This window comes from Amycolatopsis sp. NPDC051045 (genome assembly GCF_040682955.1).
GTDB lineage: Bacteria > Actinomycetota > Actinomycetes > Mycobacteriales > Pseudonocardiaceae > Amycolatopsis.
Window position 1 is genome coordinate 137170 of the sequence record NZ_JBFBCC010000005.1, and the last position, 26856, is coordinate 164025.

Here is a 26856-nt window from a genome sequence, read left to right on the forward strand (position 1 = left end):
AGAACGGAGAACCACCATGCACCGCATCTTCACCAAGGCTTTCATCGCAGTGTCCGGTGCCGCCGTGCTCGTCGCCGCGGCGTCGCCGGCCACGGCGAACGGCACCACCTACGCCGGGCCCGCCGCCGCACCGGTGCTGTACGTGGAGGCCGCGGGACTGGCCGATTGCCCGGCCGGCTCCGTGTGCCTGTGGCAGAACATCGACTACACCGGATTCATGGCCGGTTGGCGAGCCGGTACCTACACCGCCGACTTCCGAACCATCCGGTGCGCGGGATGCAGCGGCGGCGACTTCAACGACGACGCCAGCTCCTGGGCCAACTTCACCGGCCAGAAATACTGCGTCTCCTGGGACATCAAAGGCGGCGACCCGGACAACACCATGCCTGCCACCCTTTACGGGCCCTTCGCCCCCGAGTGGAACGACAAGGCCTCGTCGATCGGTTTCCTCGGTTGCCCGTAGCCCCGGACGACGCACATCAACGTGATAGCTGTCCAGGTGCGCAACGCTCCTCATCCGGGCAGCCATCACCCTGATGGCCCGCCTCAGGTCATAGCGCCGAGCTTGGCCAGTCGTACCGCCGCTGGACAGCTGTCTCGCGGTCAACGCGGTGTCCCAGGCCGCCGCCAGTCCGTGACAACACCACCCGCCCCGAGTACGGCAAGGTCGTCGACGCCGGACCGTAAGGGAAGTGACCGTCTGCGGGTGGGGTTCCGGCCGAGCCGGCTATTACGTCGACGGGGTGTCGGTTGGGGAGCGGCTCCAGCTGAGGGCGGCGTGCCAGGCGGTGAGCAGTGCCTCGTCATCGGCGTATGTCGGGTCCGTTCCAAGCGGGATCCAGGTCTGCTCGACGACGGCGCCGCCGTCGATGCAGTGGATGGTGATTCCGGAGTAGCGGAGTTCCTCAGGGGTGTGCCCGGCGACAACCGAGACGATGCGGACGTCGTGTTGTAGCCGCACCTGCCTGCCCGCCATCGACCACGCTCCCTTCAGCTTCGACGTGGATATCGCGCGGCGCTCGTGTTGTGTCACACCTTGAGGCGCTGCAGGTCGCAGAACACCCCGCCCGGGTGAATTCAGCCCATGCGCCGGACGGGCGATTCGGCGGTGGGGCCACCCGGTGCGAGAGGTTTCGCGCCTGCGTGCGCAGCGCTGGCTTGGCATCGGTGGGTGCGGAGCCGGACCGTCACCCGGCGGTGTTCGAGGTCCCGGTCGGGGACCTGCCGGCAGTGGTCGCGGCACTCGATCAGGTCTTGGCGGAGCCGCTGTACCTCGAGCACGTTCAGCACGGTGACCTGGACCTCGGCTGCTGGGGCGAGCCGGGCCTCGACCACGGCTGACTGGGGGTGCGCGGCCCGGCCACCGAACCGGGTGGCCGGGCTGCCTCGCGGAGCGGAGTCTGCTTTCTTCAGCCGGGCCCTGCGGTGCGGTAAAACAGGAAGATGTCCCACAACGAGTTCGTCGGATCCTCGTTCGGTCCGTTGATCCAGGCCGGGCATATCGACCAGGTCGTCCTCGGCGCCGAGGTCCCGATCGCACTCGCCGGACTTCCGCCGACGGACACGGGGTTCACCGGGCGTTCCGCCGAAATCGCTGCGCTGGCGACGTGCGTGGGTGCCACGACAGCGAGTTCCCGGGTTACGGTCGTCACCGGACCGGCGGGAATCGGCAAGACCACGCTGGCCCTGCAGGCCGCGCGCAGTGCCGTGGATGCCGGTGAGTTCCCCGGCGGTGTGCTGTTCGTCGACCTGCACGGCTACGACGCCCGGCGTCGAGTGGATCCCGGGACAGCGTTGGAACCGTTGTTGCGTGCACTGGGCGTGGCGGGCGAAAGGGTCCCGCCTGATCTTGCGAGCCGGGCATTGTTGTTTCGCTCGTTGCTGGCTGAGCGACCAGGTCGAGCGCTCGTCGTCCTGGACAACGCGTTCTCGGCCGGCCAGGTCAAAGAGCTGCTGCCCGGCGATGTCCGCCACCGAGTGCTCGTCACCAGTAGGCATACCTTGAGTGATCTGCCCGGAGCCCGGCAACTTGACGTTGGGCCACTCAGCGCCGAAGAGGCCGTCGCGTTGGTGGCCGGACTCCTGGCCTCGGCGCATCCGGGTGACGATCGGATCGACGAGGCTGGCGGAGCCGCGTCGGACCTGGCCCGGTTTTGCGGCTGCTTCCCCTTGGCGCTGGCCATCGCCGCAGCGATCCTGGTCAACGACCGTGAGCAGACGATCGCGACGCTCGCCCGGACGTTGGCCGATCGCGCGGAGCGGCTCAACGAATTGAGTACCGGCAGTGAACGCTCGCTTCGCGCGACCATCGATCTCTCCTATGAGCTCCTGGAGTCAAGGGACGCGCGGACATTCCGTCTGCTCACCGTCAATCCGGGCCCGCGAACAAGCGTGGCCGCCGCCGCGAGGCTCACTGGTCTCACGGACAGGGAAGCCAGGCGGTCATTGGCCATTCTGTTGAGTGCGCATATGATCCAGCGCGCAGGGCGGGATACTTTCCAGTTTCACGACCTGATCCGGCTCTACGCCGAAGAACGGCTCAGCCGCGACGAAACCGACGAAGCCAGGGATGGCACGATTCAACGTTTCCTGGCTTATTATCATGATGCGGTTTTCGAGGCCGTCATGCACACGCAGGCGGAATCCTTGGCTGAGCATGTCAGGCCTCTGACCGCAGGACTTTTCGCGACCTCGGCAGAGTTTTTCGAGTGGTTCGACCGGGAGCGGCCGAACCTGATACCGGCGGTCGCATTGGCCGCCCAAATCGGAAGAAATGACATCGCCGGAAGCCTGGGGGGCCGGTTGTACCACTTCCTCGGGTTGAGGGGAAGCTGGAACGACGCCATCAATGCCCTCCGATTCGCGGTCGACGCCGCGCAGGAGCGCTCCGACAAGGTTGAGCAGGGCATTGCGCTGAGTGGCATTGGTGAATGCCACCTGGCGATGCGCCGGTTCGATGACGCTGTCGCGTACGGGGAAGAAGCGCTGAAGGTGTTACGCGCAACGAAGCATCGTGAAGGCATCGCGGCAGCCCTGCAGGCCCTGGCGACAACGTACACGCGGGCGGGGAATCCGAACCGAGCGCTGGAGCTACTCGATGAAGCTACCCGGCTTGCCGAGCGACCGTCGCTTCCGTCGGTCGATGTGCTGCTCGCGCTCAGTGTCGCCGGAAGCAAAGCCGTGACGCTGTTCGCCCAGAAAAGATACGAGGAGAGCATCGAGCAGCTGCAAATCGTGCTCGCTGGATTCCGCCAGGTCGGGGCGCGGAAGGATGAGGGAATCGCCCTGAACAACATCGGCGATGCGTACTATTGGCTGGAGCGGTACGACGAAGCGATCAAATACTATCTGGAATCTATCGTGGTGGCCCGCATTGCGGGAAACCTTCGCGGCGAAGGGGCGACCGAGAACAGTCTTGGCAATGCTTATTTTGCCACGAGACAGAATGACCTGGCGATGGCCCGTTATCGGCAAGCCCTGGCCATCGCACGCGAACTCGGTGACCGGTACGAGGAAGCCCAAGCCCTCAACAACTTCGGCGGTGCGTTGGCCAGGGCGGAACGGTTCGAAGAGGCCCGGGCCTCCTGGCGCCGGGCGATAGCCCTCCTCGACAAGACCGACAACAGTCGACTGCTCAGCACCGTCGTGCGACGACTTGATGAACTCGGCGAGAACTGTCAAGACTGACTCAATCGGTGGATTTCGAGCTAAGATCGCGTGGCCTCAGTCAGGACCTCCTCGCGAGGGCGCCGCTCTCGATTCGGTAGTCTTTCGCCAGCTTGCCGAGTTCCTCTTTTAGCCGGAGTGGATTGTCAGGGTCCAGGTCCGCCCCGGGAGGTACCTCGATCTCGGTCGCACGTAGCCCGGGTTGTGTCTGCGTCACAACTTCTGCGGGGGTCGAGTCGTCTGAAGGAGAAGCCGCCAGGCCCACTATATTGCCATTGGGGTCATGATAAGCCGTAAGTCGCATCAGGGCCCCTCATGGTCCGATAGTGGTAATGGTCACGGAAAAGTATTTTATTGTGTTGCTTCCACGGTTGACAATGTTGAATCCGGCGTAAGCGCTGGTAAATACCAGGTCTCCTTGTACTGTGGGGACTTGAGTATTGAAGACCTCTGACACCGACAGCGTCTGTGTACTGTGCGTAGTCGTGTCTCCGGTCAGAGTGTCCGGAGAGCACATTACTTGAACGGTACTGTTCTTGTATCGATCATTCGGTCCATATGATAGCCAGAAAGACTTCCCGGGAGGTATGGTCATGGTCCAGTGTTCGATCTGGTGAGATATTGTCGCCATGGCAGCATCATCCGTTCGTTTCAGGGAGTGGGACTCGATCAGGTGTAATCCCGCGCCACTTGCACTACGGACTCCTGGTAGCAGCATCCCCCGTACCTGTCACAATCATACTCGATGCCGCCTCCCAATAGTTGCTTGCAATTGGGGCAAACGACTACAAGGGACGGATTGGCGCGAAGGAAAGTCGAGTTCGCTAGCTTGAAGATCGCTTTCACTGCCTCCTCTCCATGTTCACGGATCCCCTGTTGTAAAAACTCAAACGCGCCATAAAACTGCCCGCACTCGCACTGGGTGCGGCTGCAGCGGAACGTCTCGATGTTCTCGATTCCCAGCTCGGATTCAATTCTTTCCTTCTCTTCGCTGGATATCGTCTTGATCCCTGACGCTTTGACTCGCTCGGGTGTCCAATACCAAGATCGAACAGCGTTTGCCTGATCGGGGGATAGGTAGAACGAAGCGGACCTGCCGCTCCTGATTGCCTCCTGTGCAATGGCTACAATATTGTGATCGTCTGCAGAAATGGTAGCTTTTTCGCTTCCGACGGTGGCTTCGATGTGGGTCAGCAAAGATTTATCCATGACGCATCCTCTGCTATTCGCGTCCTCTGTGGCGGCCTCCCGTCCGAGCAGCGGCCGCTCTTGGCGCATCCTACTCCTTCGGGAGCTTATCAACCAGGCCGCGAGCGTCTGCTGTTTGTCAATTTGCGGGCGTAACCATGGATGCTGACCTGACGGTCGCCGAATCGGTGTCTGACCAGCAAGTTGAGTGCAAATTCCGATCATGTCTAATCGGACCGGAGCGTCGATGGCTGCGATATGTCGATCACACCCGTCGGCCTCTTGGTCGCCATCAGGACCGATATTGATCTCAAATACCTCCATTTACGAGCGTGCAGGCCATCTGGCGTGACACGCAGGGTCGGGTCAGACGCTAGGCGCCCGGCATCGTGGGCAGCGGCGGCTGCTACGCGCGGCCACGATTCCCCTCAACCGTTCCTGATCGAGGATGGCTGACTGGTGCGTGTAGTTCAACCAGGGCCAGTGATGCGCGGTAGCACGCGAGACCGCCACTTGTGCGGAATTGACATCCCAGCGGAAGGAAGAATGCTGGTGAAATGCTACGTCGAGGTGCTGCGTATGTGCGAATCGGCAAGTCTGACACTCACCGTGCGATCGCGTCAATTCGCACATCGCCGCTGATCGGGATCACGTACACGGCGTCGCGTCCGTGTCTCCATTGCTGTGAGGTCAGCAAATACTTGTCCGAAGTGTGGATCAACGAGACGAGGCCTGTGTAGCAGAACTTGTACTTTGAGTCTTTTTGGCTGATCTCGGTGATCGAGATGCCCGGGCCGGATACGGCAAGTCGTCCAACGCTGTAGAGCGCGATCGCTGGGCGTGAATTCAAGTGGTCGGCGACGTCACGGGCCGACTGCTCTCCATTGGTACGTGCATACGAGGAGACTGACCATAGGGCGCCGATCGCGGCCAAGGCGGCGAGTGCGGACGGCCGGACCGATGATTTCTCACGTGGGTGGCGGCTGGTCATTCGCATCTGCAGGGACCGCAGATGGTCCAGGTAGGCAATGAGGCCTGTGGCCGTCAGCAACATGAAGGAGAGAGCGATGGTCGGGGCCCAGTTTATACTTGCAGGTATCAGGAAACCGATCCCGATCGCCGCGAGTGTCAGGCCGCCCGCGGCGTAGCAGGCGATGATCGCACCATCGGCCAGCCTTCGCCGCGAGGTTGACCGTGCTGCTGTGGCCGCAGGGAGAAACACTGTTCGGTGAAGCGTCGCCAAGGACAAAGCCAGGATGCCGAAGCCGATCAGCGGCAGAATGGTCGAGTTGATACTCCGTAAAGCATAGTCCGGCGTCGAGAATCCCAACAGGCTGGTGTCTATCCCGAAGTACTCCCACACGGCCTGAGTGCGAACCCAGCCGAAGTAGTACAAGAGGGCCGATAGCAGGACTGTTTGCGACAGCAACGTCGAGATTCGGGTCCACGGACCGCTTTGATCAGCTTGCTTCTTCGTCGTCGGGTTCGTCACGGCACCGACGGGGTACCGGCGGTCGGCGACTCCACGGCGGAAGGCGTCGTCGGAGACGGCGAGAGGCTGGTCGCCGGCGGCTGCGTGATCGTGAGTCCGGTGGCTTCGGGCCTGTCCTCGGAAGGTGGAGCTCCCACCAGAGGGCTCGTGGTCACGGAATCGCCGCCGATATCAGGTGTGCCGCCGGGAGCAATCGGTGTTCTGGTGCTCTGCTGCACCGAGGTATCCGGGTGGGATTCGGTGTTGTCTTCGCAGCTTTCTGCGGTCAGCCAGGGGAAGACGATCACGGCCAGGAGAGCACTGGCTGCTCGACGGTGGATCGGTGTCATATTCGCCTCTGTCTCGTTGTCCGAGAGATCTCGCCAGTCGTGACTCGCTACGATCATGGAAAATGTGACGCCGAAGGTTCGATGTTCCGCCGAATGGACCAACGACTTTTGGCGGGTGTGGCTCAAGAGGGGTCTGCTCAGCTCGAAGTAGCGCGGTGGTCCGTTCGGCCATTTGGAGCGCTCAACACCGGAGCCTCCTGGCCTGCTGAGCTGAAGAACCGTTTCTGCTGGCCTGCCTGTTCGCCTGGGAGCGCAGGACGGAGGTATGGGCTCAGCCCACCGGCAGGCTCTCTTGGGCCCACGTCGCCAGCAGTCGTAGCGCGGTCTGGGCCGCTGAGCCTTCCTCCACCGTGTGAGCGACCAGCGCTTGGTCCGGGTCGTCGGGGAGCCGTAGCGTTTCGAATCCGAGATCCAGTTCGCCGACTACTGGGTGCCGGTAGAGGTACCGGCCGTGGGTCTTGTCCTTGAGGTGGTGCTCTGCCCATGCTTCTCGGAATTCCGGGCTGGCGGTGAGAAGTTCGTCGAGCAGTGCTGCCGTGTGCGGATCGTCCGGGTGACGTCCCGCGTCGAGCCGGAGGTAGGCGGCCACGTCGGTGGCTTTGCCGTGCCAGTCGGCGTACAGGCTGCGCATCCCCTCGTCCAGGAACACCAGGCGGGCCAGGTTCCGCTGCCTGGGCGGCAGCGCGCCGAAGTCCGTGATCAGTGCCGCTGCGAGTCGGTTCCACGCCAGCACGTCGGTGTTTCGGCCGACGATGTATGCCGGCACATCGGCCGCCGAGTCCAGCAGCCGGCGCAGCCCCGGCCGCACCTGCTGCGATTGCGGTGGCCCTTCCGGGCGGTCCGATTCCGGCCACGGCCGCGCCAGCCGGTACAGGTGCTCGCGCTCCACCGCGTCCAAGCGCAGCGCGCGGGCGACTGCGTCCAGCACTGCCCCGGAAAAGTGCAGGGTGCGTCCCTGCTCCAGGCGCACGTAGTGGTCCACGCTCACCCCGGCCAACCGGGCCAGCTCCTCCCTGCGCAGTCCGGGAACGCGCCGCTGGCCGCCGTAGTCGGGCAGCCCCAGCTCTTCGGGCCTCAACCGGGCCCTGCGAGATCGTAGGAATTCACCCAGTTCTGCGCGCCTGTCCAGTGCCATGCGACAAGTATCCCTGTCCAGCTTCCCCGTTTGCCGCTCCAGCCTGGTCATGCCGTGCCCAGGCACCGGCTGCCACTGGGTGAACTGCCGCGGGGGCGCCAGAGTGCTGGGCACCGGAACAGTTCCGGTCACCAGGTGCCCAGAGCGCCCGACGCGCCACCCACAGGGAGAACTCCGCCATGACCACCACGCACCTGCCCACCCGTCCCCTCGGTAGCACCGGTATGGACATCACCCGCCTCGGGTTCGGCTCCTGGGCGGTGTCCGGATCCGGCTGGCGCTTCGGCTGGGGTGCCACCGATGACGCCGAGTCGATCGCCGCGATCCAGCACGCAGTCGCTTCCGGGGTCAACTGGATCGACACCGCCGCCGCCTACGGTCTTGGTCATTCCGAGGAGCTGGTCGGCAAGGCCGTCGCCCACCTGCGTCAGGCCGAGCGCCCGTACATCTTCACCAAGGCCGGCCTGATCTGGAACGCGGACAACCCGCAGGCCGCGCCTCGGCGGGTCATGAAGCCGGCCAGTGTCCGCCGCGAGATCGAGGACTCGCTGCGCCGGCTGGGCGTCGAGCGCATCGACCTGTACCAGGTGCACTGGCCGGACACCGGCGAGTCCCTGGAGTACGCGGGTGACGGCAGCGGCGCCGTCTCCCCGAATGCCACCCCGCTGGAGGAATACTGGCAGGTCATGGCCGATCTGAAAGCCGAGGGCAAAGTCCGGGCGATCGGCCTGTCCAACCACTCTCCCGAGCAGTTGGAGGCCGCGGAGCGGATCGCCCACGTCGATGTCATCCAGCCGCCGTTCTCGGCGATCAACCGCTCCGCGTCCGGCGAGATCGCCTGGGCGAGGACCCACAACACGGGCGTGATCGTCTACTCCCCGCTGCAATCCGGGCTGCTCACCGGCGCCTTTTCCGCCGAGCGCGCGGCGAACCTGCCCGCGGATGACTGGCGAGCCGTCCACCAGGACTTCACCGCGGGCTTGTCTGCCAACCTCCGGCTGGCGGACGCACTGCGCCCCATCGCCGAGCGGCACGGTGTCACCGTCGCCGAGGTGGCCATCGCCTGGGTGTTGGCGTGGCCCGGCATCACCGGAGCCATCGTCGGTGCCCGCAAGCCCGGCCAGGTCGACGGCTGGATCGGCGCGGGGTCGGTAGCACTGACGCCGGCCGACCTGGACGAAATCGCCACCGCCATCACCACATCCGGGGCGGGCAGCGGCCCCGGCCGCCCGTGACTTCCACTACCGCGTAAGGAGATTCATCGGCATGTCCCTCACCGTCGTCGCCGAGTGCGTGGCCGCACCCGGACAGGAGGACCGGCTCCGCACCGCCCTGGAGGCGATGATCGAGCCGTCCCTCGAAGAACCCGGTTGCCTTGCCTACCGCCCCTACACCGACCCCAACAACTGCGCCCGCATGGCGATTGTCGAGGAATGGGCAAACGCGCAGGCCCTCGCCGACCACTTCACCACTGCTCACTTCCGCCACGTACAGCAGGTACTGGAGCGGGTCCTCGCCGAGCCGATGACCATCCGCAAGCTGGTCACCGCCCCCGCCCACTGACGCACGCCGCTGGCACGCGCGAGCGTGCCCAGCAGCGACGTGTCAACCACACGGGCCACCTGCGACGCTCAGCCGGGCCAACCCACGCGGTCAAGGGCTCGAACCCGACGACTTGTGGGGCTGGGGCCACGTCGGAGCAGGAGCGGCCGGAATCGGCACACCTCGGTGGGTGGGGAACTGGCTTCCCCGGTATGTGGCCCCGCTCTCCCGCCTGCGCAACCGCCTTTTAGTGCCGTATCAAGCAACGGTGGGCAGGTAGTCGGGGCGGCGGATTTTGGAGATGGCTGCGAAGGGGCGTTCGGGGTGGCAGTGGCGGTTGCGCCAGCGGAGGTAGCCGGCGTGCCGCAACTGGTCGGCACGTGCAGCCGGGCGGCTGCCCAGTACTCCGGTGAGGCGCCGACGGTGTACACCAGCTCGCCGGACTTCCGGCGGTGGCGGCAAGCCGGGGACAACGAAGCCGAGACTCACCAGCTCAGAACAGGATCGAGATGGAACATGACGACGAAACCCGGCACCTTGAAGCCAACGAGAGCGCGCCCGAGGCGATCTCCGCGCGGCTGGCAGGGTTAGCCGACGAGCTGGCGGAACGGCCGCCCGTTTGCGCCGGGCCGTCGATGAGGGCACCGCACCTGCGGGCACCATGGCACTGGTGGTCCGCCTTGAAGACGTCACTTCTCGAATGCGTCGGCCGGATCAAGAGACTGCACCCGAGTCGGAGTGCCCAGGCGAGGAGACCTGAGTAAAACTACTCACAGGGCGCCTGCGTAGATCCTCTCGACTTATATTTCGCCTGGTCACGCCGCTTTCGCACGGTTGTTCCCGCCTGATGTCATGCCCTAGAGTGACAGAGCTGCCACATACCGGGGAGGGCATTGTCAGCACGGGTTACCAGGTGGTGATCGCGAAGATCCGCCACACCGGGCAAGCCGCGGGGCGGGTGGCCGATGGCTGCGCGGCGCGGGGTGCACGGCGGCCGTACCTACTGGCGATCTGGGGATGCCGGGGTCGCGGGCAGCGCTGAAGATGGCCGAGGTCAAACACGTTTTGGTGTACCGGCAGCAGGGATTTGAATCCCGCCTGGACACGCACGCAGGCAATATGGCGAAGGCGGCTGACCACTATGCGGCGCAGGAGTCGGCAGCCACTGCGGACCTCTCCACGCGGGCCATGGGCTCGGTCTCGCTGCCCTGCGTCGAAGGGCAGGCGATGTCGGTGACGCCATCACGGGCGTGCAGAACGGCGTCAAGGAGGCCGAGGCGATTGCCGCGAGCAACCACTTCACCATTGCCGGTGACGGGGCGATCGTCGACAACGGCGTGCCCGACGTGCCGGAGGACCAGCGCGAACTGGTAGCCGAAGAACGCGGCCGCATCGCCGAGGAACTCAAAGACCGCGTCGAAGAAGTCTTGCGGCAGGCGACGAATGTCGATGAAGACCTGTGCGCAGTGCTCGACCTCATCCAAGCCGGCCAGGTCATCGATGCCACAGCCAACGACAACGAGCACACCAGCCTGGCCGCGGCCGGCAACTCCGGAGCCGCCATGGCGGCCCCCTCGATCATGCCTCCACCAGCGGTCGACGCGGACCCGTCGATGAACGCGGCCTGGTGGGCGGCACTGTCGGACAAGGAGCGGCAGCAGCTGATCGCCCAGCATCCTGACTGGGTCGGCAACCGGGACGGCATCAAGGCCGCCGACCGCAGCAAAGCCAATCTGAGCCTCGTCGAGCAGGAGAAGCGCAGCTTCACCGCCGAACTCGACCGGCTGCGGCGCAACGGCGGTGGCTCCAGCGAGATCGCCCGCGTCGAAGAACGGCTCAAAGCGCTTGATGCGATCTCCGGCATGATGCACAACCCGGACGGCAGCCTGAACCCCAACCGCCAGCTGATGTCCGTGGACATGACCGGCGACCACCCGAAAGCCGCCATTGCCAACGGTGATGTCGATACGGCGCAGCATGTCACCGTCTTCACCCCCGGCATGAACAGCACGGTCGACGGCAACATGCACGGCTACGTCGACGACATGGACGGCGTGCAGCGCAGCGCGGAGCGGATGCTCGCCACCCAAGGCGGCGGAACCGTCGCCACCGTGACGTGGATCGGCTACGAGCCCTCGTCATTCGACGACAAGGGCTCGCTGGCGGGGCTCATCACCAGCGAGAACGCCAACATCGGCGGCGACAAGCTGGCGAAGTTCGACCAGGGCATTAACGCCGCCCGTCCAACCGATCCGCACTTCACCGCACTCGGGCACTCGCAGGGCTCCATCGTGACCGGCATCAGCCTGACCCACGGCGGCACGGGCGTGGATGACGCGGTGGTGTTCGGCTCGCCAGGCGTGGCGGACCACTTCGGCATCGACAACACCGCCCACGACCTGAAGGTGCCGGGCGGCCACGCCTACAACATCAGGGCCGACGGTGACCCTGTCGCGCAGTGGGTGCCTGAAACGTGGCGCTACGGCGCGGCCCCCTACGCCATGGACGGCATGACTCAACTGTCAGCCGGCGCCGCCACCGGCTCGGACGGTACCCCTCTGGCCGCGTCATACGGACATAGCGAGTACACCCGGACGCTGCCGGATGGCAGCGACACCACCAGCAAGCACAACATTGCGGCCATCGTGGCGGGTATGCCGCAGCTTGCGATACCCGCACGGTAGGAAGATGACCTCCATGCCCACCAGAACCTTGCTGGCCGCCGCGATGGCCGCGGGCGCCCTACTGCTCGCGGCCTGCGATGACGGCGGTCAATACCTCGGAACACCGTCATCGGAGACACCAGTGCCCAGCCAGCACCAGTACGCCGAACTCCTCCGGCGGCCGACGATTGACGAAGCCGTCGCCCGTTACGAAGAAGCCCGCAAGACGCTGCAAACGAAGCTAACGAACGAGCTCAGCATCACCGGCTGGATCGACAAGCACGACGGTCGTCAGTCAGGCTGCGCTAATGAATTCCCGGGCGTCGACAGCCGTGACGCGGTTCGCACGTTCCTTAGCTTCATTACCGCGCCCAAAGGTATCTCCGTCGAGCAGTGGGCTGGCGCGAAGCGCATCGCAGCGGATGTTGGCAATGGCTACGGGTTCAGCAAACCAGGGCTGCAGACAAACAAGCCGCCCACGTTTGAGTTCGAATTGCGGGACCAGTACGGAGCAACGCTGACGCTGTCGTCAGGCACGACCACGGTCATCTCAATCGAAACGGGCTGCCACCTGACCACTGAGGCAAAGGGGCGGATCGGCGCGAGCCCGACCACGCAACGATAGCAAGCCTGACGAGCCGACCTGCCACAACGGACAACTGGTCGAAGAATCAGGGGGTGGCGGACTTGGACGGGGGGCAAAGTCCAAAGGTATGCCTCGGGTTCGATAATAGCTTCACCATCCCGCAAGCCTCGTCGCGGGAGGGGCGGGCACCTGGCCATCCCGCAAGACCTCCTGGCCTCCGAGATGAAGCGGCTAACTCGCGCGCTTGCTGAGGCTGACGGTGAGATCAAGGCCGCCCAGGTCGTCACGGCCGACGTCGAAGCCACCCTGGGCGGAGCGCTGGCCGCAGCCAGCCACTGCGAGGCCGCCTACCTCAGCGCGCCGAACAACATCAGGAGGCAGATCAACCAGGGGTTCTTCGAGAAGCTCTACATCGGGCAGGACAGCAGTGTGGAGCGGGCCGACCTCACGCAGCCGTTCGCCGCCTTGCTGGAGGTGGGGGAGACCATCCGGCTCGCCGCACCATCTGCGGTCCCAGATCCGGCGTCCCGGATCGCCTCTGACGCGACCAACGCATGCAGGGCCAGTCGACCCACCACCGACCGCGCCCGCCCGTCTGACGTTCTCGTGGCGACGTTCGGCGAGCGCGTCGCCATCACGGAACGTGCGCACACAAACACGCCCGGCGAGCATCTGCTCGTCGGGCGTGGTGTGAAAGAAGACTATCTGGTCGGGATGACAGGATTTGAACCTGCGACCCTCCGCTCCCAAAGCGGATGCGCTACCAAGCTGCGCCACATCCCGGGTCCACCCCCAGGGGGGTGTGCGATCAGCCTAGCGGGTCACGCTAAGCTGGCGATGCACCCGGGTACCTCGGGGGCACGCGGGTGTAGCTCAATGGTAGAGCCCTAGTCTTCCAAACTAGCTACGCGGGTTCGATTCCCGTCACCCGCTCCGTTGGCTGCAGGGCCGGCGTCGCGAGTCGATGCGGCGTCGGCTTCCAGTTTGGCCGCTATCACGTCCAGCAGTTTGTCCGTGTCCACCGGTTTGGTGATGTAGTCGTCCGCGCCGCTGGCCAGGGTGCGGGCTCGGTCCTCCGCGGTCGCCTTGGCTGTGACCGCGATCACCGGCAGGTCGGCGTTGGCCGCCTCGGCTCGGATGGCTGCGATCGTGGCGTTTCCGTCGAGTTCCGGCATCATCACGTCCATCAGGACCAGGGCCGTGTCCTCGTTGCGCTCGAGGGCGCGGATGCCGTCGACGCCCGTCTCCGCGTAGATCACCTCCAGGCCCGCCTGCTCCAGGACCGCCGCCAACGCGAACACGTTGCGGAGGTCGTCGTCGACGATCAGGACCTTTTCGCCGTGGAAGCGCTTCGGGGCGAGGTCGGGCGCTGCCACCCGGACCGTGCTCGGGACCGCCGGGAGCCGGGGCGAGGACAACGCCGTCACCGGGTCGACCAGGTTGGCCGCCGCCACCGGGAGGTACAGGGTGAACGTGCTGCCGACGCCCGGTTCGCTCACCACGCGCAGCTCGCCGCCCAGGAGCTCGGTCAGCTGCTGGCTGATGTTCAACCCCAGGCCGGTGCCGCCGTACTTGCGGCTGGTCGTGCCGTCCGCCTGGCGGAACGCCTCGAAGATGACCGCCAGCTTCTCCTCCGGTATTCCTATCCCGGTGTCCTCGACCGCGAACGCGATGATGCCCGGCGCGTTCCGGAGCGCCTCCTGCTCCACCTCGGCCGGGTCGGCGGCGCGGATGTGCAGCCGGACGCCGCCCTCGTCGGTGAACTTCGCCGCGTTCGACAGGAGGTTGCGGAGGATCTGCTGGAGCCGGTGCTCGTCGGTGTGGACGCTGCCCGGCACCGGCGGGTCGATGTGGACGGCGAAGTCGAGGCCCTTGTCCGCGGTCAGCGGCCGGCACAGCGATTCGACGTAATCGACCAGCTCGGGCAGCGTGATGTCGGACATCTGCATGTCCAGCCGGCCCGCCTCGACCTTGGCCAGGTCGAGGATGTCGTTGATCAGCTGCTGCAGGTCCGACCCGGCCGCGTAGATCGTCTTCGCGAACTGGATCTGCTTCTCCGTCAGGTTGCCTTCGGGGTTCTCCGACAGCAGCTTCGCCAGGATCAACGCGCTGTTCAGCGGCGTCCGCAGCTCGTGCGACATGTTCGCCATGAACTCCGTCTTGTACTGCGACGCCACCGTCAGCTGCCCGGCGCGTTCCTCCAGCTCCTGGCGGGCCTGCTCGATTTCGCTGTTCTTGACCTCGATGTCGCGGTTCTGCTGGGCCAGCAGCGCGGCCTTCTCGGCGAGCTCGGTGTTGGACCGCCGCAGCTCGCCCTGCTGGGCCTGGAGCTGCTCGGACCGGGCCCGCAGCTCCTGCGCCAGCCGCTGCGACTCGGTGAGCAGCGCCTCGGTCCGCGAGTTCGACAGGATCGTGTTGACGTTGACGCCGATCGTGTGCCGCAGCTGCTCCAGCAGGTCCTGGTGCACCGTGCTGAACTCGTTCACCGAGGCCAGCTCCAGCACGCCGAGCACCTCGCCCTGGAACAGCACCGGCAGCACGATGAGGTTCACCGGCGCCGCCGAGCCGAGCCCGGACGAGATCAGCGCGTACTCCGGCGGCGCGTTGTGCACGAGGATCGTGCGCTGGTCGACGGCGGCCTGGCCGATCAGCGACTCGCCCATCGCGAACCGCAGTCCCGCGCGGGACTGCGCCAGCCCGTACGCGGCGATGCACTCGAGCACCGTGCCGTCGCGGTCGTCTTCGCGGGCCAGGAAGAACGCGCCCTGCTGCGCCCGCACCAGCGGGGCCAGCTCGGACAGGATCAGCGCGGCGACCGACGCCAGGTCGCGGTGCCCCTGCATCCGCCCCGACAGCTGCGCGAGGTTCGTCTTCAGCCAGTCCTGCTCGCGGTTGGTCCTCGTCGTCTCCTTGAGGTTCGCGATCATCTGGTTGATGTTGTCCTTGAGGTCGGCGACCTCGCCGGACGCGTCGACCGTGATGTGCCGGGTCAGATCGCCGGCCGTCACCGCGGTCGCCACCTGCGCGATGGCGCGGACCTGGGTGGTCAGGTTCCCGGCCAGCTGGTTCACGCTCTCGGTGAGCCGCTGCCAGGTGCCGGACACGCCGTCGACCTCGGCCTGGCCGCCGAGCTTGCCCTCCGTGCCGACTTCGCGCGCCACACGCGTGACCTCGGATGCGAACGCCGAGAGCTGGTCGACCATCGTGTTCATCGTGGTCTTGAGCTCGAGGATCTCGCCGCGGGCGTCGACGTCGATCTTCTTCGTCAGGTCGCCCTTCGCGACCGCGGTGGTCACCTGCGAGATGTTGCGCACCTGGCTGGTCAGGTTGTGCGCCATGAAGTTGACGTTTTCGGTCAGGTCCTTCCAGGTCCCGGCGACGCCGGGGACGCGGGCCTGGCCGCCGAGGATGCCTTCGGTGCCGACTTCGCGGGCGACGCGGGTGACCTCGTCGGCGAACGCGCGCAGCGTCTCGACCATGCCGTTCAGCGTCTCGGCCAGCGCCGCGACCTCGCCCTGGGCCTCGATGCGGATCTTCTTCGACAGGTCGCCGTTGGCCACCGCGCTCGCCACGGTGGCGATGTTGCGCACCTGGTCGGTCAGGTTGTCGGCCATGACGTTGACGTTGTCGGTGAGGTCCTTCCACGTGCCCGCGACGCCGCGGACGCGGGCCTGGCCGCCGAGGATGCCTTCGGTGCCGACTTCGCGCGCCACCCGGGTGACTTCGTCCGCGAACGCGGACAGCTGGTCCACCATCGTGTTCAGCGTCGTCTTGAGCTCGAGGATCTCGCCGCGAGCGTCGACGGTGATCTTCTGCGTCAGGTCGCCCTTCGCGACCGCGGCCGTCACCTGGGCGATGTTCCGGACCTGGTCGGTCAGGTTGTTCGCCATGGAGTTGACGTTGTCGGTGAGGTCCTTCCAGGTCCCGGCGACGCCGGGCACGGTGGCCTGGCCGCCGAGCTTGCCTTCGGTGCCGACCTCGCGCGCCACCCGGGTGACTTCGTCCGCGAACGCGGACAGCTGATCCACCATCGTGTTCAGCGTGTTCTTGAGCTCCAGGATCTCGCCGCGGGCGTCCACCGCGATCTTCTGCGTCAGGTCGCCGCGCGCGACGGCGGTCGCGACCTGGGCGATGTTCCGGACCTGGGTGGTCAGGTTGTTCGCCATGAAGTTCACCGAGCCGGTGAGGTCGCGCCAGGTGCCGGCGACGCCGGGGACCTGCGCCTGCCCGCCCAGCTGACCCTCGGTGCCGACCTCGCGCGCCACCCGGGTGACTTCGTCGGCGAACGCCGAGAGCTGGTCCACCATGGTGTTCATGGTCGTCTTGAGCTCGAAGAACTCGCCGCGGGCGTCGACGGTGATCTTCTGCGTCAGGTCGCCCTTCGCCACGGCCGTGGTCACGTGCGAGATGTTGCGGACCTGGTCGGTGAGGTTGTCGGCCATCTGGTTGACCGAGTCGGTGAGGCTGCGCCACGTCCCGGCCGCGCCGGGCACCTCGGCCTGCCCGCCCAGCTTGCCCTCGCTGCCGACCTCGCGCGCCACCCGGGTGACTTCGCCGGCGAACGCCGAGAGCTGGTCGACCATCGTGTTCAGCGTGTTCTTCAGCTGCAGGATCTCGCCGCGGGCGTCGACCTCGATCTTCTTCGTCAGGTCACCGGTGGCCACCGCGGTCGCCACCTGGGAGATCCCGCGGACCTGGTCGGTCAGGTTGTCGGCCATCAGGTTGACCGAGTCGGTCAGGTCACGCCACGTCCCGGCGACGCCCGGCACCTGGGCCTGGCCGCCGAGCTTGCCGTCCGAGCCGACCTCGCGGGAGACGCGGGTGACCTCGTCGGCGAACGCCGAGAGCTGGTCGACCATCGTGTTGATGGTGTTCTTGAGCTCGAGGATCTCGCCGCGGGCGTCGACGTTGATCTTCTGGGTCAGGTCGCCGCGCGCGACGGCGGTGGTGACCTGGGCGATGTTGCGGACCTGCTCGGTGAGGTTGTCGGCCATGAAGTTGACCGAGTCGGTCAGGTCGCGCCAGGTGCCCGACACGCCCGGGACGACCGCCTGGCCACCGAGACGTCCCTCACCCGCGATCTCGCGGGAGAGCCTCGTCACTTCGGCGGCGAACCTCGACAGCTGCGCGATGAGGCCGTTGACCGTCCTCGCCAGCGTGGCGTACGCGCCTCGCAGCGGGCGCCCGTCGAGGGTCAGCGTCATCGGCTGGGACAGGTCGCCGTCGGCGACCCCGCCGAGCACGCGCTCCAGCTCGATCGCCGGCCGGGTGAGGTCCTCGACCAGGCCGTTCACGGCGTCGACGGCGGTGGTCCAGCCGCCGGGGCCGACCTGGCCCTCCAGCCGCTCGCTGAGCCTGCCTTCCTGCCCGACGGCCGCGCGCACCCGCAGCAGCTCGCTGACCAGCCGCTGGTTGCGCTCGGCGATGTCGTTGAACGCGACAGCGAGCTGCGCCGAGATGCCGTCGCCGTGCGGAACGAGCCGCCGGCGGAAGTTGCCGTCCCCGAGATCCCGCACCGCAACGAGCACCCGCTCCAGCGCGGCCGCTTCGCTCTGGGATTCCGTTGTCATGTGTGCCGACCCTCTCCACCACGCATGCACCAGGCGTGGTCGTCGACCCAGCGTGCCATGCTTCGCCCTACACTTCGAGCCAGCCCGCCCGCTCACGCGGTAGCCGTGCGACAGCAGTCCGGAGGCAGGAGGTCCGTGCATGGTGTCACGTCCGGCCCCGGCGTCGGCGGCCCTGCCGCCGATGCCCGGTGACGGCGGGCCGCCGGGCTTCGACGCGTTCGGCCGGGCGGTCCTCGAAGACGTGCGCGACGCGGTGTTCCTGCAGGACACCGCCGGAGTCGTGCGCTGGGCGAACCCGGCGGCGCGGGAGCTGACCGGCGACGCCGAGCCGCAGCTGCACGCGGAACAGGCCGTGATATCCGCCGCTTCGCCGCGGGTCAGGGGCTCCGCCACCCGGACCCCCGCAGAGCAGGGGTTGGCCCACGTCGAGGTGGCCGGGCGCCGCCACCCGGCCCGGATCCGCGCCCTCCCCGGCGGCTGGCACGCCTGGACCGTGTCCGCCGAGGACGTCCCGCGGCGGCACGTGGGTGACTTCCTGGCCGAGGCCGGCCCCCGGCTGGCCGCCGCGCACGGGCGCCACGGCACGGCCAGGGTGATCGCCGAGCTGGCCGCGTCCGCGCTGGCCGAAACCGTTTTCGTGCTGCTGCCGACCACCCGCGGCCGGTGGGAGTGGTGGAGCTGCGAGCGCCCGGCCGCGCAGGGCCACGGCCGGATCCGGCGGGTGCCGGCCCAGCTCGCGCCGGTGCTGGCGGCGACCTTCGCCGCCGGGCGTCCCCAGCCGGCCCCCGTGCCCGCGGCCGAGGTCGCCACGCTGCCGTCGGTCGTCGCCGACCGGTTCGCCGGGCACGCCGACGTCTCCGTGGTCTCGCTCGGGCCGAGCGCGAGCGCCGGGGTCACCGGCGCCCTGCTGCTGGGCCGCCGCGGCGAGCCCGCGTTCGGCGCCGAGCAGCCCCGCGCGGTGATCGAGTTCGCCAAGGCGGCCGGGACGGCGCTGGCCAACGCCCAGCGCTACGCCCGGCAGGAAGAGGCGACGCGCGGCCTGGAGACGACACTGCGCCCGGTCGACCCGCCGGAGCTCGACGGCGCCCGGTTCGAGACCTGGTACGAGCCGGCGGGCGGGGTCCTCGCGGTCGGCGGCGACTTCTTCGACGTCCAGGCCCACGACGACGGCAGCGCGTTCCTGGTGCTCGGCGACGTCTGCGGCAAGGGCCCCGAGGCCGCCGCGCTGACCGGCCGGGTCCGGCACGCGCTGTCCGCGCTCGCCATGGTCGAACGCGACGGCCGCACCCTGCTGCGGCTGCTCAACGAGCTGCTCATCGCCGGGGGCAGCAGCCGGTTCGCCACCCTCGTGCTCGGCACCGCCCGGCCGTCGGACGGCGGCGTGGGCCTGACCCTGGCCTCCGGCGGCCACCCGGCGCCGCTGATCGTCCGCCGGTCGGGCGTGGTGGAGGAGGTCACCGTCCCGGGCACGCTGGTCGGCATCTCGCCGCAGGCCCGGTTCGCCGAGGCGGAGGTGCGGCTGGAGCGCGGCGACGTCTGCCTGCTCTACACCGACGGCATCACCGAGGCCCGCAACCGCCACAACCAGACGGAGCTCTTCGGCGACGACCGGCTGCGCGCGGTGCTCACGGCCGCGGCGGGCGAGCCGGCCCGCGAGGTGGTGCGGCGGCTGCGTCAGGCCGTGCGCGACTGGCTCGGCAGCTCCGCCCACGACGACATCGCCGTGCTGGCCATCGAGTGCGCCGACTGACTGATTTCGTTCGGGGGGTCCGGGTGGCGGAGCCCCCGGCCCGGGGCGGAGCCCCGGAGGTCACAGTCCTCTTTGGACTGGGTTTGGCCGGGCGTCCAGGGGGTAATTCCCCCGGTGCACCGCCCCCTGTTCCCGACGGAGGAGCCTCATGGCGAACGCATTGCAAGGACGCCGGGTCGCGATCCTGGCCGCGGACGGCGTCGAACAGGTCGAGCTGGAGAAGCCGCGCCAGGCCGTCCTCGACGAGGGCGCGACGGTCGAGCTGGTGTCGCTGGACACCGGCGAGATCCAGGCGATGAACGGCGACATCGACAAGGGCGACCGGTTCCCGGTGGACCGGAAGGTCGCCGACGTCGGGATCGGCGACTTCGACGCCCTGCTGCTGCCCGGCGGCACGATGAACCCCGACAACCTGCGCACGAGCCCCGACGCGGTCAAGTTCGTCGGCGACTTCGTGCGCGCCGGCAAGCCGGTCGGCGTGATCTGCCACGGTCCGTGGACGCTCGTCGAAGCGGATGTCGTCCGTGGCCGCCGGCTGACGTCGTACCCGAGCATCCGGACCGACCTGCGTAACGCCGGCGCCGAAGTCGTCGACGAAGAGGTAGTGGTCGACAACGGCCTGGTTTCCAGCCGCAATCCGGACGACTTGCCGGCGTTCTGCCGGACGGTCGTGCGGGAGTTCGCGGGCTGACCGGTGTCCTTTGTAGACGTTCACCCGATCGTGTGTTAAGTCCCGCTTAAATCTGTTGGCTTTCGGCATCCCGGCGGAGGACGCTGAGGATACGCCAGGACCGCCCGTGGAGAGGAGGTGAACGCGATGACTGTGCAGGCAAGGCGCTACGGCCGCTGGTGCCGTGAACACTTCGACGCGATCGCCGCCGAGGGCGTTCCCGTACCCCGCGGCGGCGAGCCCGCCGACCCGGCCGGGCCCGAAGCCGAACCGGAGCCCGTCCAACCGGGTGCCGACCAGGCCCAGCTCTAGAAAGTCCACGAAGAAGGCCTCCCCGAGTCCGGGGAGGCCTTCTTCGTGCCGGGGAACCGAGGGCTCAGCGGTAGCTGCGCCGGTACCAGACCCGCTTGGGGCCGGGCACGCCGATGCGGGTGATGACGTCGGTCAGGATGGCGCCGATGACGAGCCAGATGACGGCGGCGAGGCCGTCGTTGAGGAACGTCCGCAGCTTCTCCGAGTCCGGCGTGAAGAGGTTGCGCAGGCCGAGCGAGACACCCGACGACCATTCCGAGATCAGGTGCGCGAAGCCGTTCGCCGAGTTCGCCTCGCCCAGCACCAGCACGATGTGCACGGCCAGGACCAGCGCGAACACCGCGCAGACGAGGTGGATGAGGGCGTTGATCGTGCGCACCACGCGGATGCGCGGGTGGGTGCGCTCCACGATTTCTTCGGCCGGTGCGGGCTCGTACGGCGTTCCGTACGGTTCCGGGGGCGGGGGGTACGGCATCGTCGGCGCCGTCCTTTCGACTGTCCGATGTGGACGTATCTGGCGAGCGGGAACAACACCGTGGAATACCCGTCACCCGGGTGAGCGAACCGCATGTTCCCAAAACTGCCCCTCGGGTGGGCGTGATAGGGTAGTTTGAGGAACTCAAGGAGGGTCATGGCGCAGGACGTCTTCTCCGTCGAACAGGTCGCCGCGCAGCTCGGCCTGCACGTCCGGACGGTCCGGAACTACGTGCGGGACGGCCGGCTGAAGGCGGTCCGGATCGGCAAGCAGTACCGGATCACGGCCGAGGACCTGGCGGCCTTCACCGGGCTGCCGGTCGCCGAGCGGGCCGCGGCCCCGACCGCCGAGCTGTCGGGGGTCGCCGAGATCGGCGGCGTCGACCGGGCGGCAGCCGACCGGATCGCGACCATGGTCGTGGCCTCGGTGAACGGGCCGCGGGACGGCGGCGAGCGGCCCCTGCGCGTCGAAACCATCTACGACGGGGAGCGCTCCACCATGAAGATCATCGTGCTCGGTGACCTGGCCGCCGGGGCCGACCTGCTGCGCTGGGTGGCCTCGGTGACGGAGAACCTGCCGTGACCGCGGTCTACCGTTCGGCGGCCGGGGCGGCAGCGGTCCGCGAACGCTACGACGCACTCCTGGACCGCTGGCCCGTGCCGTCCGAGCGGCGCTTCGGCGCGCACGACGTCCTCCTCGACCAGCGCGACGCGGCGGCGAAGCTGCGAGAAGCCCTGCCCGGCGCCGACGTGCGGCTGGCCGGGGACGCCGGGCACTTCCTGCCCGGCTGGGCCGGATCGGTGGTCCCGTTCCTGGAAGGAGCACGACCGTGATCGAGCAGCGCCACGGCACGAGGGTGTGGTTCGAGCCCGCCGAGGGCTCCGAGCTCGGCACCGAGCAGGACGCCGTCGACCTGATCGGCGCCACCTACGGCCAGGCCGTCGACGTCCTCGTCGTGCCGGTCGAGCGGTTTCCCGCGCGGTTCTTCGACATGAAGGCGAAGCTCATCGGGCACTTCTTCTCGAAGATCGTCCAGTACGGCTACCGGCTGGTGCTGCTCGGCGACGTCCGCCGGCACGTCGAAGCGAGCACCGTGTTCCGTGACGTCGTGCGGGAATCGAACCGCGGCAAGGACGTCTGGTTCGTGGCGGACGTCGCGGAGCTGGACGCCCGGCTGGCCGCACCGCGCTGAGCCGCCCGGCCGAACTCCGCCCGGGGTGGGCAACCCCGGCCCCGCGCGAGACGTCCAGGTGATCATGAGAACTCCCCGGCGCTCGGCGCTGCTGGTGTCCGTCCTCGCCCTGCTGGCCGCGTTCGCCTCGCCCGCGACGGCGGCCGTAATCCGGGTCCCGCAGGGATTCCGGCCCGCGTCGACGAGCTGGACCGGCCCGGAGACCGGGTACGTCCTGGGGTACTCGCCGTGCGCGAAGTCGTGGTGCCCGGCGCTGCTGGGCACCACCGACGCCGGACGGCACTGGCGGCGGCTGGGAGCGCCGCCGATGGCGCTGCCGGACAACCACAACCACGTCGCGCTGCGGGTCTTCGGCGACCGCGTCGCGTACGTCAGCGACGGCGTCCACGTGCGCACGACCCGCGACGGCGGCACCACCTGGTACCCGGTCACCCTGACCGGCGCGCGGGAGCCGTACTACCTGTCGAAGATCACCGAAACGGGTGGCCGCGTCTTCGCCATGCTGACCAGCTACGGCGAGGGCCGCGGCTCGACCCGGCTGTATTCGGGGGCCGCCGGCTCGCCGGTGCTGGCCCCAGTGCCCGGGTTCGCGGTCACCGGCGGCCTCACCTACGGCGACCTGGCCGTCGGCGGCGGCCTGCAGGTCGCGCTCGGCGCGGACTACGGCACCGAGAAGTACTGGACCTCCCGCGACGGCGTCCGGTTCAGCCCGGCCGATCCGCCGTGCCCCGAGGGGTCGGTCGCCTCGCTCGCCGGGGTCCGCGAACGGCAGGTCGTGGCGTTGTGCAGCAGCAGTCCCGGCTCGCCGTCGCCCGGTTCGACCGAGCGGCAGCTGCGGCACGCCCCGCAGCTCGGCGGGAGGTTCAGCGAGGTCGTCGCCGCGCCGTTCGCCGGCATCAACCAGGGCTTCGACGCGGCCTCGCCGACGTCCGCGACGGTCGCGGCGGTGGGCGGTGGCGTCGGCTTCCTGCACAGCACGGCCGACGGCGGCCGCACCTGGACGACGCTCGCGCTGACCGAACGCGGCTTCGCGCTGACCGATCTGGACTTCCCCGGCCGCGGCACCGGGGTCGTCGTCGACGGCCAGCCGGACGCCTACGGTGGCTCCGCCCTGTATCGGACCACGGATGGGGGACAAAGCTGGCGGGAACTCAAGTTCGGGTAGTTCTCCCTGGCAGGCAAGGCCCTTGTGCCCGGTTCACTTGGTGCACCGCATGTCGTAATCTGAGCACTGTCCGTCGCCGGACACGGTGAGCGAGCCCGGGCAGGGGCGTCGTCGCCACGCGCAGAGTGGGAGAACAGCCGATGACGCCTGGCGACCTGCGGTCCGGAACCGAGGGCGGTGCGGCCGCCCTCGATTTCAGCAAGGCGAGCCTGGCCCGGCTGTCCGACGCACTGCTCGGCGGGCACGACCACTACGAGGTGGACCGGGAAGCGATGCGGCGGCTGCTGGCCATCGCGCCCGGCGCGCGCGTGATGGCGAAGGAGCACCGGGACTGGCTGGTGCGCGCGGTGCGGTTCCTCGCCGGCAAGCGCGGCATCGACCAGTTCCTCGACCTGGGGTCCGGCATGCCGACCGCGGAGAACACCCACGAGGTGGCGCAGCGGTACAACCCGGACGCGCAGGTGGTGTACGTCGACAACGACCCGCTGGTGCAGGTGCACGGCCGGGCGCTGCTCGAGGAGAACTACCTGACCCACGTCACGGGCGCCGACCTGACGCGGCCCGCCGAAACCCTCGCCGACGAGGTCGTCAAGGAGTACCTCGACTTTTCGCGCCCGGTGGCGCTGATCCTCACGTCGGTCGTCCACCACATCGACGACTACGACCGCGCGAAGGCGATCGTCGCGGAGTACGTCGACGCGCTCGCACCCGGGTCGTTCCTGCTGCTCACGCACAACCTCGACCCGGAGGAGGATTCTCCTCGCCAGGAGCTGACCCGGCTGCTGGAGACCAGTTTCCAGGGCACCGGGCTGGGCAGCGTCCACCGCACGCGCGAGCAGATCGCGGCGTTCTTCGACGGCACCGAGCTGCTCCGGCCGGGGCTGGTCTACCTGCACGAATGGTGGCCGGACGGCCCCCGCCTGCACCCGCTGGGCGAACTCAACTTCCTGACGCTGGGCGGGGTCGCCCGCAAGCAGTGACCGCAAAGCCGTGAATGTCACCTTGAGGGACGCCAAGTCCCTCAAGGTGACATTCACGGACTTTCGAAGGTGCGCTCAGGCGGCGTTGAAGGTGTCCGGGTCCGGGCCGGTGCGCTCGCCGCGGTCCAGCGGGGTCAGCGACTCCATCTCCTCCTCCGTCAGGGTGAACCCGGACACGTCGAAGTTCTCCTCGATCCGGGACGGCGTGACCGACTTCGGGATCACGACGTTGCCCAGCTGCAGGTGCCAGCGCAGCACGATCTGCGCCGGCGTGCGGCTGTGCCTTACCGCGAGCTCGGCGATCACCGGGTCGCCGAGCAGGCTGCCGCCCTTGGCGAGCGGGCTCCACGCCTCGGTCGCGATGCCGTGCTTCGCGTCGAACTCGCGCAGCTCCAGCTGCTGCAGGTACGGGTGCAGCTCGACCTGGTTGACCGCCGGGGCGACGTTGGCGGCGTCGAGCAGACGCTCGAGGTGGGCGGCCTGGAAGTTGGACACGCCGATCGCGCGGACGCGGCCGTCGGCGTGGAGCTTCTCGAACGCCTTCCAGGTGTCGAGGTACTTGTCGCGCGCCGGGGTCGGCCAGTGGATCAGGTAGAGGTCCAGCTGCTCCAAGCCCAGCCGGGCCATGCTGGCGTCGAACGCCTTGAGCGTCGAGTCGTAGCCCTGGGCGGCGTTCCACAGCTTCGTGGTGACGAAGAGCTCGTCGCGGGGGATACCGGACTCGGCGATCGCCTGACCGACGCCCTTTTCGTTGCCGTAGACAGCAGCGGTGTCGATGCTGCGGTAGCCCGCTTCGAGGGCGGCCTTCACGGCGGTGGCGGTCTCGTCGTCCGGGACCTGGAACACGCCGTAGCCGAGTTGCGGCATCCGTACGCCGTTGTTGAGTTCGATGACGGGCACGCTGGTCACGAGGGTTCCTTTCGGTGGGTGGTTCATCAGGCGGGTACCCGTTCCCCGGCCACGAAACTAGCCGGCGTCCTGCGGTCCAGCAGGCCGGAGACGAGCGCCACGGCGAGGCCCGCCGCGGCGAGCGCGGCGCCGATCCAGTTGGGCGCGGTGTAGCCGAGGCCGGCGTCGATGGCCTGGCCGCCGAGCCACGCGCCGCCGGCGTTGCCGAGGTTGAACGCGGCGATGTTCGCCGCCGACGCCAGCGCGGGGGCGCCTTCGGCCTTGGCCAGCACCCGGGCCTGCAGCGGCGGCACGGTGGCGAAACCCGCCGCGCCGAACAGGGCGATCGTGATCGCCGCCGGCACCTTCGCGTGCGCGGTGAACACGAACGCCACCAGCACGAGCGCCAACGCGGCGAGGATGACGTACAGGCTGGGCATCAGCCTGCGGTCCGCGGCCTTGCCGCCGAGCAGGTTGCCGGCGAACAGGCCGGCGCCGAAGAGCACCAGCAGCCAGGTGACGGCGCCGCCGGAGAAGCCCGCGACCTGCGTCATCATCGGGGCGATGTAGGTGAAGGACGCGAACACCCCGGCGAAACCGAGCGCGGTCATGACCAGGGCGAGCCACACCTGCGGGCGGCGGAACACGGCGAGTTCGCCGCGCAGGCCGCCGTCCGGGCCGGGTTCCTGGTGGGGCAGGAGCGCGAGGATGCCGAAGGCGCCGACGACGCCGAGGGCACTGACCACCCAGAACGTCGAGCGCCAGCCGAAGGCCTGGCCGAGTGCGGTGCCGGCGGGCACGCCGAGCACGTTGGCCACGGTCAGCCCGGTGAACATCAGCGCGATGGCGCCGGCCCGTTTGGCCGGGGCGACGAGCGAGGCGGCGACGACCGAGCCGACGCCGAAGAACGCGCCGTGCGAGAGAGCGGCGACCACCCGCCCGGTCATCAGCAGGCTGTAGCTGGGGGCCAGCGCCGAGAGCACGTTGCCCGCGATGAACAGGCCCATCAGGGCGACCAGCACGGTCTTGCGCGGCACCCGGGAGGCGAGTGCGGTGAGCAGGGGAGCGCCGACGACGACGCCGAGCGCGTAGCCCGAGATGAGCAGGCCTGCGGACGGGATCGAGACGCCGAAGTCGGCCGCGACCTCGGGCAGCAGGCCCATGATCACGAATTCGGTGGTGCCGATCCCGAAAGCGCTGATCGCCAGTGCGAGCAGAGCGGCGGGCATGGACTTCCTTCTTCCACGGGTAGA

At 68.1% G+C, this 26856-nt stretch carries 24 protein-coding genes and 2 tRNA genes; 16 read left to right on the plus strand and 10 right to left on the minus strand.

Features of this window, described 5'->3' with window-relative positions; genetic code table 11:
* Positions 1–16: 16 nt before the first annotated feature.
* Entirely contained in the window at positions 17–463 is a 447-nt protein-coding gene (locus AB0M80_RS14390) for a peptidase inhibitor family I36 protein (protein ID WP_364563818.1), read from the plus strand.
* 267 nt (positions 464–730) lie between these two features.
* Here the strand turns inward: AB0M80_RS14390 and AB0M80_RS14395 are convergent, their stop codons facing one another.
* Entirely contained in the window at positions 731–976 is a 246-nt protein-coding gene (locus AB0M80_RS14395) for a hypothetical protein (protein WP_364563820.1), read from the minus strand.
* Positions 977–1167: 191 nt separating this feature from the next.
* Here AB0M80_RS14395 and AB0M80_RS14400 point away from each other — a divergent pair, with 191 nt between their 5' ends.
* Both AB0M80_RS14400 and AB0M80_RS14405 read left to right on the plus strand, forming a co-directional pair.
* Complete coding sequence (locus AB0M80_RS14400; protein WP_364563822.1) at positions 1168–1341, plus strand: hypothetical protein; 174 nt, start codon at positions 1168–1170, stop codon at positions 1339–1341.
* A 102-nt stretch (positions 1342–1443) separates the two neighbouring features.
* The gene (locus AB0M80_RS14405; RefSeq protein WP_364563824.1) at positions 1444–3687 is read left to right on the plus strand and encodes a tetratricopeptide repeat protein; all 2244 of its coding nucleotides are present in this window, start codon (positions 1444–1446) and stop codon (positions 3685–3687) included.
* 648 nt (positions 3688–4335) lie between these two features.
* On the opposite strand, the gene AB0M80_RS14410 is transcribed toward AB0M80_RS14405, so the two are convergent.
* The 4 genes from AB0M80_RS14410 to AB0M80_RS14425 all read right to left on the minus strand — a co-directional run bounded on the left by AB0M80_RS14410 (position 4336) and on the right by AB0M80_RS14425 (position 7810).
* Positions 4336–4875, minus strand: a complete 540-nt coding sequence (locus AB0M80_RS14410; RefSeq protein WP_364563827.1) for a hypothetical protein — start codon at positions 4873–4875, stop codon at positions 4336–4338.
* A gap of 583 nt (positions 4876–5458) precedes the next feature.
* Positions 5459–6346 (minus strand): hypothetical protein, encoded by an 888-nt coding sequence (locus AB0M80_RS14415; protein ID WP_364563829.1) that lies wholly within the window; start codon positions 6344–6346, stop codon positions 5459–5461.
* Positions 6343–6801 (minus strand): hypothetical protein, encoded by a 459-nt coding sequence (locus tag AB0M80_RS14420; RefSeq protein ID WP_364563831.1) that lies wholly within the window; start codon positions 6799–6801, stop codon positions 6343–6345. Before AB0M80_RS14420 ends, AB0M80_RS14415 begins: the two co-directional genes overlap by 4 nt.
* Positions 6802–6946: 145 nt before the next feature.
* Positions 6947–7810, minus strand: a complete 864-nt coding sequence (locus AB0M80_RS14425) for a helix-turn-helix transcriptional regulator (RefSeq protein ID WP_364563834.1) — start codon at positions 7808–7810, stop codon at positions 6947–6949.
* Between the two features lie 179 nt (positions 7811–7989).
* Here AB0M80_RS14425 and AB0M80_RS14430 point away from each other — a divergent pair, with 179 nt between their 5' ends.
* The 4 genes from AB0M80_RS14430 to AB0M80_RS14445 all read left to right on the plus strand — a co-directional run bounded on the left by AB0M80_RS14430 (position 7990) and on the right by AB0M80_RS14445 (position 12640).
* Positions 7990–9045, plus strand: coding sequence for an aldo/keto reductase (locus AB0M80_RS14430; protein ID WP_364563837.1), 1056 nt, complete (start codon positions 7990–7992; stop codon positions 9043–9045).
* A gap of 31 nt (positions 9046–9076) precedes the next feature.
* Positions 9077–9373: a putative quinol monooxygenase gene (locus AB0M80_RS14435; protein WP_364563839.1), complete on the plus strand. Its 297-nt coding sequence runs from the start codon at positions 9077–9079 to the stop codon at positions 9371–9373.
* A gap of 1229 nt (positions 9374–10602) precedes the next feature.
* Positions 10603–12036, plus strand: a complete 1434-nt coding sequence (locus tag AB0M80_RS14440; RefSeq protein WP_364563842.1) for an alpha/beta hydrolase — start codon at positions 10603–10605, stop codon at positions 12034–12036.
* Between the two features lie 4 nt (positions 12037–12040).
* On the plus strand, positions 12041–12640 hold the full coding sequence (locus AB0M80_RS14445; RefSeq protein ID WP_364563845.1) for an LppA family lipoprotein: 600 nt from the start codon (positions 12041–12043) through the stop codon (positions 12638–12640).
* A 667-nt stretch (positions 12641–13307) separates the two neighbouring features.
* Here AB0M80_RS14445 and AB0M80_RS14450 read toward each other — a convergent pair.
* Positions 13308–13384 (minus strand) — tRNA-Pro (locus tag AB0M80_RS14450).
* A gap of 79 nt (positions 13385–13463) precedes the next feature.
* On the opposite strand from AB0M80_RS14450, the gene AB0M80_RS14455 reads away from it, so the two are divergent.
* A tRNA-Gly gene (locus AB0M80_RS14455) sits at positions 13464–13534 on the plus strand.
* Here AB0M80_RS14455 and AB0M80_RS14460 read toward each other — a convergent pair.
* On the minus strand, positions 13489–18171 hold the full coding sequence (locus AB0M80_RS14460) for a HAMP domain-containing protein (RefSeq protein WP_364564768.1): 4683 nt from the start codon (positions 18169–18171) through the stop codon (positions 13489–13491). The two genes, AB0M80_RS14455 and AB0M80_RS14460, sit on opposite strands and share 46 nt — an antisense overlap.
* A 139-nt stretch (positions 18172–18310) precedes the next feature.
* Between AB0M80_RS14460 and AB0M80_RS14465 the strand changes: the two genes are divergently transcribed.
* From AB0M80_RS14465 to AB0M80_RS14475, 3 genes are all read left to right on the plus strand, one after another.
* Complete coding sequence (locus AB0M80_RS14465) at positions 18311–19921, plus strand: SpoIIE family protein phosphatase (protein WP_364563848.1); 1611 nt, start codon at positions 18311–18313, stop codon at positions 19919–19921.
* 148 nt (positions 19922–20069) lie between these two features.
* Positions 20070–20612 carry a type 1 glutamine amidotransferase domain-containing protein gene (locus tag AB0M80_RS14470; RefSeq protein WP_364563851.1) on the plus strand — a complete coding sequence of 181 codons (543 nt, stop codon included), beginning with the start codon at positions 20070–20072 and terminating at the stop codon, positions 20610–20612.
* Positions 20613–20738: 126 nt separating this feature from the next.
* Positions 20739–20903: a hypothetical protein gene (locus tag AB0M80_RS14475; RefSeq protein WP_364563853.1), complete on the plus strand. Its 165-nt coding sequence runs from the start codon at positions 20739–20741 to the stop codon at positions 20901–20903.
* Positions 20904–20967: 64 nt separating this feature from the next.
* Here the strand turns inward: AB0M80_RS14475 and AB0M80_RS14480 are convergent, their stop codons facing one another.
* Positions 20968–21378 (minus strand): hypothetical protein, encoded by a 411-nt coding sequence (locus AB0M80_RS14480; RefSeq protein ID WP_364563855.1) that lies wholly within the window; start codon positions 21376–21378, stop codon positions 20968–20970.
* A 156-nt stretch (positions 21379–21534) separates the two neighbouring features.
* Between AB0M80_RS14480 and AB0M80_RS14485 the strand changes: the two genes are divergently transcribed.
* The 5 genes from AB0M80_RS14485 to AB0M80_RS14505 all read left to right on the plus strand — a co-directional run bounded on the left by AB0M80_RS14485 (position 21535) and on the right by AB0M80_RS14505 (position 24715).
* Entirely contained in the window at positions 21535–21960 is a 426-nt protein-coding gene (locus tag AB0M80_RS14485) for a helix-turn-helix domain-containing protein (RefSeq protein ID WP_364563857.1), read from the plus strand.
* Positions 21957–22211 carry a hypothetical protein gene (locus tag AB0M80_RS14490; RefSeq protein ID WP_364563859.1) on the plus strand — a complete coding sequence of 85 codons (255 nt, stop codon included), beginning with the start codon at positions 21957–21959 and terminating at the stop codon, positions 22209–22211. Before AB0M80_RS14485 ends, AB0M80_RS14490 begins: the two co-directional genes overlap by 4 nt.
* Positions 22208–22570, plus strand: coding sequence for a DUF4180 domain-containing protein (locus AB0M80_RS14495; protein WP_364563862.1), 363 nt, complete (start codon positions 22208–22210; stop codon positions 22568–22570). Before AB0M80_RS14490 ends, AB0M80_RS14495 begins: the two co-directional genes overlap by 4 nt.
* A gap of 64 nt (positions 22571–22634) precedes the next feature.
* Positions 22635–23735, plus strand: coding sequence for a hypothetical protein (locus AB0M80_RS14500; protein WP_364563865.1), 1101 nt, complete (start codon positions 22635–22637; stop codon positions 23733–23735).
* A gap of 140 nt (positions 23736–23875) precedes the next feature.
* Positions 23876–24715, plus strand: coding sequence for an SAM-dependent methyltransferase (locus AB0M80_RS14505; RefSeq protein ID WP_364563867.1), 840 nt, complete (start codon positions 23876–23878; stop codon positions 24713–24715).
* Positions 24716–24790: 75 nt separating this feature from the next.
* Here the strand turns inward: AB0M80_RS14505 and AB0M80_RS14510 are convergent, their stop codons facing one another.
* On the minus strand, positions 24791–25624 hold the full coding sequence (locus AB0M80_RS14510) for an aldo/keto reductase (RefSeq protein WP_364563870.1): 834 nt from the start codon (positions 25622–25624) through the stop codon (positions 24791–24793).
* Between the two features lie 26 nt (positions 25625–25650).
* Positions 25651–26832, minus strand: a complete 1182-nt coding sequence (locus AB0M80_RS14515; protein WP_364563873.1) for an MFS transporter — start codon at positions 26830–26832, stop codon at positions 25651–25653.
* Positions 26833–26856: the final 24 nt, after the last annotated feature.